Consider the following 12,323-nt stretch of genomic DNA (forward strand, 5'->3'; position numbering starts at 1 on the left):
GGGCAGTAAGTGACAATGATAAAATGAAACCTTGTGATAATCCCCTGGCCCCTCACCCCAACCCTCTCCCCGCTCGCGGGGAGAGGGGGTGTGGCTGGCGTCACCCCTTCGCCGCCGCGGCGGCTTCGTGAACCTTCAGCAATTGCGCGTCGGTCTCCGCCACCCGCGCGAAAGCGGGCCGCGAGGCCACGCGCTCGACAAAGGCTGAAATCTTCGGCGTCGCGGGCACGAGGCCGAAGCCGGTCGTCCAGCGCAGCGCCGTCGCCCACAGAATGTCCGCCGCGGTGAAGCGCGCGCCGAAGAGATAGGGGCCCGCCGCGAGCTGATTGTCGATCAGCGCCATGACGCTCTCGAAATCGCCATAGGCGCTCATGCTTCTTTGCGGTTCGTGCTTGTTGTAGCGGTCCATCACCGCCGGCTCGAAAGCCGAGCCGTAGAAGACGAGCCAGCGCAGATAAGGCCCGCGCAGCGGATCGCCGATCGGCGGCGCGAGGTTCTTCTGCGGGAAGGCGTCTGCGAGATAGATGAAGATCGCCGCAAGCTCCGTCACCAGCGCGCCGTCGTGGACGATGGCCGGAACCTTGCCGAGCGGATTGACGGCGAGATAGTCGGCCTCGCGCTGCGCGCCGACTTTGAAGTTCACGTCGCGCAAAGCGTAAGGCGCGTCCAGCTCCTCGAGCAGGGTCAGCACGGCGGAAGAACGCGTCTGCGGGGAATGGTAGAAGATCAGGTCGCTCTCACTCATCGGCGCGCTCCTTGATTCATGGGAAAAACAGGAAGAAGGCATATGTCGCAAAGACGACGAGATGCACAAGGCCCGTAAAGACGTTGGTGCGCCCGGCGCCGAAGCTCACCACGCTCAGCATCAGCGTCAGCACGAGCATGGCGGTGTCGCGGCTGCCGAGGCCGAACACAATCTCGCGTCCCGTCGAGAGGCTCAACAGCGCCACGGTCGGGACCGTCAGGCCGATGGTGGAGACGACAGAGCCGAGCGCGCCGTTGAGACTCGTTTGCAGCGCGTTGCGGTGCGCGGCGCGAATGGAGTTCAGCGACTCGGGAAGAAGAACCAGCAAGGCCGCGCAAGCCCCTGTCACGGGATTGACCTCGGCGACGCCCGCCCAGGCCAACGCCTCTTCGAGGCTCGGGATCACCCGCTGCGCGAGCAGCGACACGCCGAGGAGGCTGGCCGCCAATCCAGCTCCCGCAAAAATAGACTGGCCGGTCGTCGGCGCATGCGCATGCGCGCCCAGCGCGGCGGCGTGCGCGTCGAGAAAATAGGAGCGGTGCCGCACCGTCTGAATGAAGAGGAAGGCGCAATAGAGCAGGATTGACAGCACGCTGACGAAGACGAGCTGCGCCGGCGCGAGCGTCGGCCCGTAGGACGACGTCGTGTAATTCGGGATGATGAGCGTGAGCATCGACAGCGCGATCAGCACGGCCAGATAGGCGCTGGCCCCCATCGGCTGCAGCTCCTGCTCGCCATGGCGGAACCCGCCCAGCAACAGGCATAGCCCGACAAGGCCGTTGCAGACGATCATGATCGCGGAGAAGACAGCCTCGCGCGCTTCCGTCGGGTCATCCATGCCGTGATTGATCATCGAGGTCAGGATGGCGAGTTCGATGATCGTCACCGCAATCGTCAGCACCAGCGTGCCGACCGGCTCCCCTACTTTGGCGCTGATGTTCTCCGCGTGGCGAAGCGCCGCGAAGACCGAACCGATCACGAGCGCGGCCGCCGTCAGCGGCACGACGAAGGCCATGGACGGGTGAACGTTTTCGATCCAGCCCTCGGTGGCCGCGAAAACCGCCGCATAGCCGAGCGCCAGCGCCGGAAAGACGACGCTGCCGATCGTGACTCCAACGCCAATCATGGTCTCTCCGGTCTAAAGCTCGCCAAGCGCGCGGGACTTTGGCCATGGCGCGCCACGAGCGCAAGCCTGACCAGAGGCTTTTTGGCGCCAGAGATGCCGCGTGCAGGGAGAACAGCGCCGAGGCGTTCGATTTCGAAACGGAAATCGGGGATTTTAGATGATCAGAGCGTTTTTCATGGATCAAAACGGCTCAACCGCGGTCGAATACGCCGCGATCGGCTGCTTCCTTTCCATCCTGGTCTACGCCGGCGCCCAGGCGATCGGAAGGACCTTGGCCGACAAGCATTTCGGCGGGCTCCTCAAGGCGTGGGCCACGGCCGCCGGCTGAGCCGCGTCGAAAGCCTTCCCAAGACCGCAAACGCGGCATAAGTCTGGGGGACCATGACCCCTCCCCCCGGAAAGACGCGCGACCTCCCGCCGGAGGCTGACGACGCATTTGACGCCGCAGACGCCGCGCCGGAGCCGTTGGACGAGGCGACGCCCGAAGATGACGCTCCCCAGACGCCCGAGAGCGTGAGACGCGGCGTCGCCGTGATCAAGCGCTACTGGAAACATGCGCCGAACGGCCCGGGCGTCTATCGCATGATCGCCGAGAACGGCGAGGTGCTCTACGTCGGCAAGGCCAAGAATGTGCGCAAGCGCGTCGCGAGCTACACGCGGCTCGCCGGCCATGTGAACCGCATCGCCCGGATGATTTCGGGCACGGCCTCGATGGTGTTCATCTCGGTCGAGACCGAGACTGAGGCGCTGCTTCTCGAGGCCAATCTCATCAAGCAGATGAAGCCGCGCTTCAATGTCCTGATGCGCGACGACAAGTCGTTTCCCTATATTCTCATCGCGCGCGACCACGCGGCGCCGCAGATCGCCAAGCATCGCGGCGCGCGCGTCCGCAAGGGCGATTATTTCGGACCCTTCGCGAGCGTTTGGGCGGTCAATCGCGCGCTCAACGCTCTGGAGCGCGCCTTTCTGCTGCGCTCCTGCGCACAAAGCTTCTACGACAATCGCACCCGCCCTTGCCTGCTCTTCCAGATCAAGCGCTGCTCCGGCCCCTGCACCGGGGAAATCTCGATCGAGGATTACACCGAGCTCGTCCGCGAGGCGCGCGACTTTCTCTCCGGCAAGAGCCGCAGCGTGCGCGAGCAATTGGCTCAGGAGATGACCGAGGCCGCCGAGCGGCTCGAATTCGAACGCGCGGCGCGGCTGCGCGACCGCATCTCGGCGCTCTCCGCGATTCAGGGCGCGCAGGGAATCAATCCGCGCACGGTCGAGGAGGCCGACGTCTTCGCCATCGCGAAGGACGCCGGGCGCTTCTGCATCGAGGCGTTCTTCTTCCGCGCCTATCAGAACTGGGGCAACCGCTCCTATTTCCCGCGCGCCGACGCGAGCCTCTCGGAGGCTGAAGTGCTCGACGCCTTCCTCGCGCAATTCTACGACGAACATCCGTCGGCGCGCTGCGTGCTGCTCTCGCATCCGATCGAAGACAGCGCCCTCCTCGAGGAGGCGCTCTCCGCCAAGCTCAAGAAGGGCGTCGACGTCATTGCTCCGCAGCGTGGGGAGAAGCGCGAGCTCGTCGAACATGCGCTCAATAACGCGCGCCAGGCGCTCTGCCGCAAACTCGCGGAGGACGCGAGCCAGCAGCGGCTGCTCGCAGCGCTCGGCGAAGCCTTCGGACTGGCTGCGCCGCCACGCCGCATCGAGGTCTACGACAATTCGCATACGGGCGGCGCGCAGGCCATCGGCGCGATGATCGTCGCGGGGCCTGCCGGCTTCATGAAGGCCCATTACCGCACCTTCAACATCAAGAGCGCGGACATCGCCCCGGGCGACGATTACGCCATGATGCGCGAGGTGCTCACCCGCCGCTTCGCGCGCCTCGCCAAGGATTCAGAGAAGGATGCGGATCCGGAGGCCTTTCCGACAAAGCCCGATCTGGTGCTGATCGACGGCGGCCGCGGACAATTCGACGTGGCGCGCGAGGCCCTGCGCGAGAGCGGCGTCGAAGGAGTCGCGCTCGCTTCCATCGCCAAGGGCCGCGACCGCGAGGCCGGACGCGAGACCTTCTTCATCGACGGACGCGACCCCTTCCGTCTGCCCCCGCACGACCCCGCGCTTTACTTCGTGCAGCGCCTGCGCGACGAAGCGCATCGTTTTGCGATCGGCACGCATCGCGCGCGGCGCAAGAAGGAGTTCACCAAGAACCCGCTGGACGAAATTCCGGGAATCGGCCCCTCGCGCAAACGCGCGCTGCTGCTCGCCTTCGGTTCGGCGAAAGCCGTCGCCCGCGCCGCGCTCTCCGATCTCGAAAAGGCGCCGGGCATCAATAAGGCGACGGCACGGATGGTCTATGACCACTTCCAGCGCGGCGACTAGCCTCACCACTTCCAGAACGCCTCGAGCCAGTTGACGAGCGCAAGCAGCGCAACGACGGCGAAGACGAAGAGAAGCGCCATATAGACGCGCATCACGATGTCGAGGAAGAAACGCAGCACCGCCAGGACGGCCTGCTCCAACGCGTCCGACAGACCGGCATACTCGCGCCGGCGGCTGGCGAAAAAGCCGGCGCTGAACAGAATCGCGAGCCCGCCCGCGACAAGCAGGCCCGGCCGGAAAGCCGCGTGAATGCCGTCGCCGCGGTCGAGCAGGAAAAGCCCGAGAACAAACGCCGCGAAAGCGAGCATGAGATAGGCGCGTCGCCGCAGAAAGCCGGGACGCGGAGGCGGATTTGGCGCTTGACGCGGGGCGGGATCCACGGGACGCGCGACCTCCGGCGTCTGCTGCCGCTGGCCGCGGATCGTCAGCGCGTTATAGGCTTCCGTGACCTGCTGGAATATGGCCGCGTCTCCGCCCGCGACGTCGGGATGATATTTCTTCGCGAGCCGGCGATAGGCCGCATTGACCTCGCGCCGCGACGCATCTTCCCTGACGCCAAGAACTTCGTGATACGTCGGCATCCGCCCTGCCCGAAATTAGATCTACGTCGCCACTATTCCCGCGACTTCGTTGCAGGATCAAGTGGCGTGCGCGCCTCGGGCGAAAGGGCGGGGATAAAAATGGCGACGCTGGCGTGAAGGCGGAAGGCGTGGCCTCCCTCCCTTTCTGCGCGCGCTCACGCGTTGTCGGCGGACGGCCGCGACTCTGAACCACCGCGCGCGTCGGCCTGTCGCGAACGCCGCACGGGAAGCGCGGCCGATTCATCGCCAAAGACTACGCCTTGGCGACCCCGTCAATTCTGACGCTCTCGGCCGCTTGCGATATTGCACTAACCTGCTCGCCGAAGGGGCTCGTCCGACGAGTGACCGTCGGAGCGACGCGAACGGGCGATGAAAGCGGCATATTCCGCGCTTCTCTGGCGCAAGCACTCGTCCGGACAGGAGTCGGAGTAACAGCCTCGCAGCACCGCGAGCCCGTAACCGGCGAGTTTCGCCTCATCGACGCAATGGCGGACCGGAGACTGCGTCATCGCCCATTCGAGGATTGCGTCGATTCGGCTCTTTTCATTTGCTATGTCGCACATGATGTCACCCATTTGCTGGAGCGCGGACGAGGCTCTAGTGGGAGAAGAAAGCGGATGGCGGGCCAAGGGCGCTCCAGAGTCACTTCGTCAAGATGAGTTTATTGTTGTTCGTAATACGGAGACGATACCGTTCTCCATCATGGATGATGATCGCTTCTACGCCCTGCCCGATCAGCTCGCGCGCGACATACTGCTTCAGGAAGGGCTGCGGCGAAGGGATTGGTAAAGAGGGCGGTTCTTCATCCTGCTGGTCTGACATCGTGATCCATCTCGCTTTAGCCGCACGCTGAAGCAAGCAAGTCTCATGGTCAACGCCAGCCGACGTTGATTGGAAATTTAGCAAAGTTCAAACTTCGATCCGCCTCGACGGGTGTCGGCGCGCGCTGGCGCGCTGGCGACATTCTGCGGGCGAGCATTACTTCGTCAATATGAGCTTGTTATTCGCCGTGATGCGGAGCCGGTACCGTTCTCCGGCATGAACTATCGTCGCCTCTTGGCGCCGACCGAGCAAATCACGCGTGTCTATTTCGAGCGCCGGACAATCCGAATTGGGCGCTTGTGCAAGCGACTGTCTGTGACGCCGCGTTCTTCTTTCCTTCTCCATAGTTGAAACACATCCAACGAAGCGAGTGCGCGCGTCAACTGACGAAGCTTGGAATGCTTCCAGCTTTGCGACCGCTTATTTGTAGGAAACTGATCATTTCGCCTCTGAGGGTGTGCGCTTTGTTTCAGAGCCGATCCCTTCATGTGCCGAACGCTACAAACATGGAAATCTTCCAACTACGAAATCCTAGTTTCTTCTTGAGTGTGCGCGCGAGCAACTTCTAAACAAGCAAAGCAGTTCAGGCGACCAGCAAGCCAGCCACGGCGAAACGCCCAGCCAGCCAGCCATCGCAGATAAATTCCGCATGGCAGGAGATACATCTGGTGAAACGTGTTCCGAGCTCGATCAAGTCCCCGCTCTCGCTGAGAACCTTGCGACTACCGTCGCCGAGCGCAGCCCTGCGGGAGGGGTCGGTTACGGCGCTGGGCGTCGCCGCGTTCCTCAGTTCGACAGCGAGCGTCGCTCTCGCTCAGGATGCGTCCACGACTTTGCCGCCGGTCAAGGTCGACGCGCCGCGCGAAAAGCCGCGTCCCGTCGCGCCCGTGAAGCCGAAGCCGACGCCCGTCGTCGTCGCCAAGCCGCAACCGGCGCATCACACGGCGCACACGAATGCGTCGACAGGACAGCGCAGCGCCGGCGCTGCTTCCGCCGCGGCCGCGGCGGCTGGCGGACCAGGCGGCGGCGTCGCCGCCACAAGCGTTCCGCTCTTCATCCAGGCGGAGGCCGATCCTTATGCGGATCCGGTTGCGCCCTATCGCGCGGTCCGGCTCGCGTCGAACAAATTCACGCAGCCGATTTTGAACCAGCCGCGCACCGTGACGGTGCTCACGAAGGAGGTTCTGGAGGACAAGAACGCCTGGTCGCTCCGCGAAATCGGCCGAAGCACCGCCGGCGTCACGCTGGGCACGGGCGAGGGCGGCAACGCTTTCGGCGATCGCTTCTTCATTCGCGGCTTCGACGCGCGCAACGATATTTTCATCGACGGCATTCGCGATCCGGGCGTCAATCTGCGCGAGAATTTCTACACGGAACAGGTCGAGATTCTGCGCGGGCCCGGATCGACCTTCGCCGGTCGCGGCACCTCCGGCGGCGCCATCAACATCGTCACCAAACAGGCCAACACGATTGGCGACTTCGTCGATTTCCGCGCGATCGGCGGGCCCTCGGACGACACCAAGCGCGTCACGCTCGACGTCAACAAGGTCATCAGTCCGATCCTGGCCATCCGCGCCAACGGACTCTTCCAGAATGCGAACGTCGCCGGCCGCAGCTTCGTCACCGACGACCGCAACGGCGCCGCCGGATCGGTCGTCTTCAGGCCGCTCGAGAATCTGACCTTCACCGCGCAATACACGCACGTCTATCAGAACGGCCTGCCCGACTTCGGCGTGCCTTACAACCGCATTCGCAACCGGCCCTATCCGGAAGGCGTCACGCCGCGTTACACTTGGTACGGCCTCATCAACCGTGATTTCCAGGCCTATTCGCAGGACTTCGGCACGTTTACCGCGCAGTACCGCTATAATGAAAATTTGATGATCACCAGCCGATTGCGGCAGTCGCGCTCGGTCGTCGATTACATCGGCACGCTCGCGCAGAATACCAATATCTTCCGCGGGACCGTGACGCTCGGCGCGCAGAGCCGCTATCAGGTGACGAATGTCGTCGACAACCAGACCGACGCGAACATCAATTTCTACACCGGGCCGATCAAGCATGAAGCCGTCACCGGCGTGGAGTTCGCGCACGAGGGGGTGACGCGCACCAACTACGCGGGGCTGAACTCGGAGTTCAACGGCGTGCCGCTCGTTGCGGGCCCGCTCAACTGCAATCTCTACCTGCCCTGCACCTATCTGCCTTTCCCCAACGAACCCTACCGCAATCCCAATGTGACGCGTATCGGGGTGGACACGAGGTCAGGCTACCTGATCGAGACGGCGAACTATCAAGACATCGTCATCGCCAACGGCGGCGTGCGCGCCGACGATTACACGATCTGGAATCGCAACGAGCTCGGCACGACCTTCGCAAACAACCATTCCTTGATGATCAACTACAATGGCGGGTTGGTGTTGAAGCCCATTCCCGACGTCAGCCTCTATGCGGCCTACGCGACCTCGAGCAATCCGGTCGGCGCCGAACTCGATGGCGGCGCAGCCAACTATGGCGGACTGACGGCTGCGGTGCAGATTTTCCCGCCACAGTTCAATCGGGCGAAAGAGATCGGCGTCAAGTGGCAGCTCTTCGGCCATCTGCTCGCGACGGCGGCGCTGTTTCGAACCGACGTATCCAATGCGCGCGAGATCAATTCCGGCATAACCACCGGCAACGCCGCCTATTACATCCAGGGCGTCGATCTCGAAGTCGCCGGCAACATCACCGACAGGTGGAGCGTGCTCGGCGGTCTCGTCATCATGGAGTCGAAGGTCAAGAACTCCTTCGCCTGGTCGAACGTCGGCCTGCAGCTCGCCAATATTGCGCATGAATCCTTCAGCATGCTGTCGAAATACAAATTCGGCGATCTCATCGGTCTCCCTCTCGACGGCCTCGAGATCGGCGGCCAGGCGATCTACCGCTCGAAGATCTATGGTGGCAACAATATCATCGCGAATGGCGCGACGGTCATCAACGCGGCGGGCTTCCCGGCGCCGACGGCGGCTAACCCCTTCGTCAACGTGCCGACGATTCTACCGTCCTACTGGCGCTTCGACGTCTTCGCGGAGATGAATCTGTCGAAAAACGTGGGGATGAAATTCACGCTCATGAACATCTTCAACCGGACCTATTACGACGCCTTCTACCAGACGGCGACGCCCTTCACCCAGGTGGCGCCGGGTCGCGCCGCCTACCTTGAAGCCCATGTGAACTTCTAGGGAGACCGGCTATGCTCACTCATGTTCCCGCCGCCCTCGGAAAGGCGGAAGTCCTGCGATTACGCGACGCGCTCGCCAGCGCGTCGTGGGAGGACGGCGCGGCGTCGGGCGGAGCGAGCAAGACCGCCAAGCGCAACAGCCAGACGCCGCCCGACTCCGAATTGTCGCGTCAGCTCGGGTCGGCGGTGGCTTCGGCGCTGCTCGCGAGTCCGGCTTTCGTCGCCGCGGCGATCCCGCTGCGCATCTTCCCGCCTCTGTTCGAGCGATATGACGTGGGAGATCGCTACGACCCGCATGTCGATAATGCCGTGCGCGGCGACGCGCTGACCGGCGCGCGCATACGCGTCGATCTCGCGGCGACGCTGCTTTTGTCGGAACCCGAAGAATATGACGGCGGCGAGCTCATCGTCGAAGACATCTTCGGGTCCCGGAAATTCAAGCCGCAAGCCGGAGACGCGGTGCTTTTTTCCGCGGGCAGTCCGAACATGGTGACGCCCGTCACCCGAGGCGTGCGTCTCGCGTCCTTTCTCTGGCTGCAGAGCATGATTCAGTCCGACGAAGCGCGCGATCTCGTCTGCGATCTCGACGCGGCGATACAGGACCTTTCGCCGCGCATTGGCGGCGACGATCCCGACCTGCGCAAGCTCACGACGGTCTATCACAACCTCATCCGAATCTGGGGAGAAGCATAAGCCCATGCTGATCTGCATCCCCGAGGTCTTGACGAAGCAGCAAGTGGCGTTCTTTCGAGAAACCATGTCGGCGGTCGATTGGGAGGACGGGCGGACGACCGCCGGTTCCCAGTCTTCCTTGGTGAAGAACAATCTGCAGCTTCCCCAGGATGGCCCCGCCGCCCGCGAGCTGGGAGAGCATGTCCTGCAGGCTCTCGCGAGCTGCCCGACGTTCGTTTCGGCGGCGCTGCCGCTCAGAATCTTTCCGCCGCTTTTCAACCGATATGGCGTCGGGCAGAATTTCGGCCTCCACGTCGACAACGCGATCCGCGGGATTCCCGGCACGACGATCCGCATTCGCACCGATCTCTCGTGCACGCTTTTTCTCTCGGAGGCGGAGGATTACGAAGGCGGCGAACTGGTGATCGAGGACCGCGTGGGGCAGCAGGAAATCAAGCTTGCCGCTGGCGATCTCGTTCTCTACCCTTCGACGAGCCTACACTTTGTTCGTGAAGTGACGCGCGGCGAACGCGTCGCTTCGTTTTTTTGGCTGCAAAGCATGATCCGGGACAATGTGGCCCGCGCTTTGCTGTTCGATCTGGACCAGGCGATTCAATCCTTGAGCCATCGGCTTGGCGCAGGCGATCCAGCTTGTGTGAGGCTTACTGGAATCTACCACAATCTCATTCGAGTATGGGCGGAAGCATGAAAAACATGATGCGATCGGCGTTCCTGGGAATGCTTTCTCTCGAGGCCCTCGTCTCTGCGAGCTGGGCTCAGGGCTCCCCGACGGCGCGCGCCGTCGATGCGGCGATCGCCGCGACGAAGCCTCATGATCTTTCTGTCTGGACGATGTTTTCAAACGCCGACATCGTCGTGAAAATCGTCATGATCGGCCTGCTGCTTGCCTCCGTCGGCACGTGGACCGTCCTCATCGCCAAGACGATTGAATTGAAGCGCGCCCGCCAACGCGCCCTCGACGCTCTCGCCAGGCTCTCCGAGGCGCGCGGACTTGCAGAAGCGCGATTAGCCTTGGGGAACGGCGACCGTTTGACCACCGCTCTCCTCTCGGAAGCGACGCGTGAGTTGAAACTCTCTTCCGACATTCTCGCTTGGCCCGGCGTCAAGGAGCGCGTCAGCTCCTGCTTTGTGGAAGTCGAGCGCGCCGAGGCGTTGTCCGTCAAGCGCGGTACGGGGTTTCTGGCGTCCGTCGGGTCGACGGCGCCTTTCGTCGGCCTCTTTGGAACCGTGTGGGGCATCATGAACAGCTTCATCGGCATCTCGAAGGCCCAGACCACCAATCTGGCCGTCGTCGCGCCCGGCATCGCCGAGGCCCTTCTCGCGACGGCCATCGGCCTCTTTGCGGCGATCCCCGCCGTGCTGATCTACAATCATCTCGCGCGACAGACGAGCGCCTATCTCGAGCTCGTCTCCAATGTCTCGGGCGAGTTGCTGCGCATCGTGTCGCGCGACCTGGATCGCGGACATCACGCAAGCAAGATTCAAGCAGCGGAGTAAGCGACCATGGCCGCGCATCTCGGCAAAGGCGATCTGCAGGAAACGCACGAGATCAACGTCACGCCATTCATCGACGTGATGCTGGTTCTCCTCATTATTTTCATGGTCGCCGCGCCGCTCGCGACGGTGGACCTGCCGGTCGATCTTCCGGCCTCCAACGCGGCGCCGCACGAGAAGCCGGACAAGCCCGTTTATGTGACGATCCAATCCGATCTCGCGCTGGCGATCGGCGATACGCCGGTGAAGCGCAACGATCTGGTCGCGACGCTGGAAAGGCATCTCGGCGACAAGGGCAAGCGCATCTATCTGCGCGCCGACAGCGCGGTGCCCTATGGCGAGATGATGGCGGTGCTGGAGCGGCTGCGCGCCGGCGGCTTCCTGAAAGTTGCGTTGGTTGCGCTCGACGCTGGCGGCAAAGACAGCGGGGGCAAAGACGCGGGCGGCGCCAAATGAGCGGCGCTGCGGCTCTGCGAAACGAAGCGCTGAACAACAGGCTCTGGGGCCTCGCGACGCTCTGCGCGATTTTCCTGCATGTCGGCGGCGCCGCGACCGCGTTCCTCACGCTTCGGGGCGACATAGACGAGGAGGCGAGCGGCGCGCCGGCGATCGAGATTTCGCTCGAGCCCGTGGCGGCGCGCGAGATCGAACATCTCGATCATCCGCCCGGCCCCGTGACCGACGAGTCCGCCGCGGCGGCGCCGTCGGTCGCCTCGGCCGAAACCAAGGAAAATATCGAAGAGAAAATAGCGCGGGCCGAGGCCGAGGATGCGGAGCTGTCGCGCGACGCGAAGCCGGAGAAGCCGGTCGAGGATCAGAAGTCGCGGCAGGCCCAGCAGGTGGTGTCGAACGAATCCGCCGCCTCCGAAGCGACGGCGCCGCCGAAATCCGAAGCCGAAAAGCTGGCCGACCGCCCGGCCGCGCCGGTGCAAGGCGCGGACGCCGCCGCCAGCGCCGTCAAGCTGACGTGGCAGAAGGCGCTGATGGCGCATCTCAATCGCGCCAAGCGTTACCCGGCCGGCGGCGGCCGACGGGCCGCGGAGGCCAGCGTCCACTTCACCCTCGATCGACACGGTCACATCCTAGCTTACAGCATCAAGCGCTCCTCCGGCCTCCCCGTCTTCGACGAAGCCGCGCTCGCGATGATGAAGAAGGCCGATCCGGTCCCCGCGCCGCCGCCGGTCATCGCCGACGAAAGCCTGTCCTTCGAGGTGCCCGTGCAGTTTCGCGCGGATCGGCGATAGGGTCGGTTGAATAGAAGTTCTGCCGGAGGAT

13 protein-coding genes are annotated in these 12,323 nt (G+C 63.6%); 8 read left to right on the forward strand and 5 right to left on the reverse strand.

What is annotated here, in order from left to right; all coding sequences use genetic code 11:
- Positions 1-100: 100 nt before the first annotated feature.
- Both RVU70_RS00580 and RVU70_RS00585 read right to left on the reverse strand, forming a co-directional pair.
- Positions 101-745 (reverse strand): glutathione S-transferase family protein, encoded by a 645-nt coding sequence (locus tag RVU70_RS00580; RefSeq protein ID WP_363349165.1) that lies wholly within the window; start codon positions 743-745, stop codon positions 101-103.
- A gap of 16 nt (positions 746-761) precedes the next feature.
- Positions 762-1,871, reverse strand: coding sequence for an ionic transporter (locus tag RVU70_RS00585; protein WP_363349166.1), 1,110 nt, complete (start codon positions 1,869-1,871; stop codon positions 762-764).
- A 157-nt stretch (positions 1,872-2,028) separates the two neighbouring features.
- On the opposite strand from RVU70_RS00585, the gene RVU70_RS00590 reads away from it, so the two are divergent.
- Together RVU70_RS00590 and uvrC are read left to right on the forward strand one after the other, a co-directional pair.
- The gene (locus RVU70_RS00590) at positions 2,029-2,199 is read left to right on the forward strand and encodes a Flp family type IVb pilin (protein WP_363349167.1); all 171 of its coding nucleotides are present in this window, start codon (positions 2,029-2,031) and stop codon (positions 2,197-2,199) included.
- 53 nt (positions 2,200-2,252) lie between these two features.
- Positions 2,253-4,241: an excinuclease ABC subunit UvrC gene (gene uvrC, locus RVU70_RS00595; RefSeq protein WP_363349168.1), complete on the forward strand. Its 1,989-nt coding sequence runs from the start codon at positions 2,253-2,255 to the stop codon at positions 4,239-4,241.
- 2 nt (positions 4,242-4,243) lie between these two features.
- Here uvrC and RVU70_RS00600 read toward each other — a convergent pair whose 3' ends face one another.
- The 3 genes from RVU70_RS00600 to hemP (RVU70_RS00610) form a co-directional block, all read right to left on the reverse strand.
- Positions 4,244-4,822 carry a DnaJ domain-containing protein gene (locus tag RVU70_RS00600; RefSeq protein ID WP_363349169.1) on the reverse strand — a complete coding sequence of 193 codons (579 nt, stop codon included), beginning with the start codon at positions 4,820-4,822 and terminating at the stop codon, positions 4,244-4,246.
- Between the two features lie 642 nt (positions 4,823-5,464).
- Positions 5,465-5,644 (reverse strand): hemin uptake protein HemP, encoded by a 180-nt coding sequence (gene hemP / locus RVU70_RS00605; RefSeq protein ID WP_363349170.1) that lies wholly within the window; start codon positions 5,642-5,644, stop codon positions 5,465-5,467.
- A 156-nt stretch (positions 5,645-5,800) separates the two neighbouring features.
- Complete coding sequence (gene hemP / locus RVU70_RS00610) at positions 5,801-5,989, reverse strand: hemin uptake protein HemP (protein ID WP_363349171.1); 189 nt, start codon at positions 5,987-5,989, stop codon at positions 5,801-5,803.
- 323 nt (positions 5,990-6,312) lie between these two features.
- Here hemP (RVU70_RS00610) and RVU70_RS00615 point away from each other — a divergent pair, with 323 nt between their 5' ends.
- The 6 genes from RVU70_RS00615 to RVU70_RS00640 are packed head-to-tail and all read left to right on the forward strand — an operon-like array spanning position 6,313 to position 12,292.
- Entirely contained in the window at positions 6,313-8,862 is a 2,550-nt protein-coding gene (locus RVU70_RS00615; RefSeq protein WP_405044831.1) for a TonB-dependent receptor, read from the forward strand.
- An 11-nt stretch (positions 8,863-8,873) separates the two neighbouring features.
- Positions 8,874-9,554 carry a Fe2+-dependent dioxygenase gene (locus tag RVU70_RS00620; protein WP_363349172.1) on the forward strand — a complete coding sequence of 227 codons (681 nt, stop codon included), beginning with the start codon at positions 8,874-8,876 and terminating at the stop codon, positions 9,552-9,554.
- 4 nt (positions 9,555-9,558) lie between these two features.
- Positions 9,559-10,242 (forward strand): Fe2+-dependent dioxygenase, encoded by a 684-nt coding sequence (locus RVU70_RS00625; RefSeq protein WP_363349173.1) that lies wholly within the window; start codon positions 9,559-9,561, stop codon positions 10,240-10,242.
- Positions 10,243-10,247: 5 nt separating this feature from the next.
- Entirely contained in the window at positions 10,248-11,051 is an 804-nt protein-coding gene (exbB, locus tag RVU70_RS00630; protein WP_405044870.1) for a tonB-system energizer ExbB, read from the forward strand.
- A gap of 6 nt (positions 11,052-11,057) precedes the next feature.
- Positions 11,058-11,504 carry a TonB system transport protein ExbD gene (gene exbD / locus RVU70_RS00635; protein ID WP_363349175.1) on the forward strand — a complete coding sequence of 149 codons (447 nt, stop codon included), beginning with the start codon at positions 11,058-11,060 and terminating at the stop codon, positions 11,502-11,504.
- On the forward strand, positions 11,501-12,292 hold the full coding sequence (locus RVU70_RS00640; RefSeq protein WP_363349176.1) for a TonB family protein: 792 nt from the start codon (positions 11,501-11,503) through the stop codon (positions 12,290-12,292). Before exbD ends, RVU70_RS00640 begins: the two co-directional genes overlap by 4 nt.
- Positions 12,293-12,323 lie beyond the last annotated feature (31 nt).

Origin of the sequence: Methylocystis echinoides, from assembly GCF_040687965.1 — a bacterium.
GTDB classification, from domain to species: Bacteria; Pseudomonadota; Alphaproteobacteria; order Rhizobiales; family Beijerinckiaceae; genus Methylocystis; species Methylocystis echinoides_A.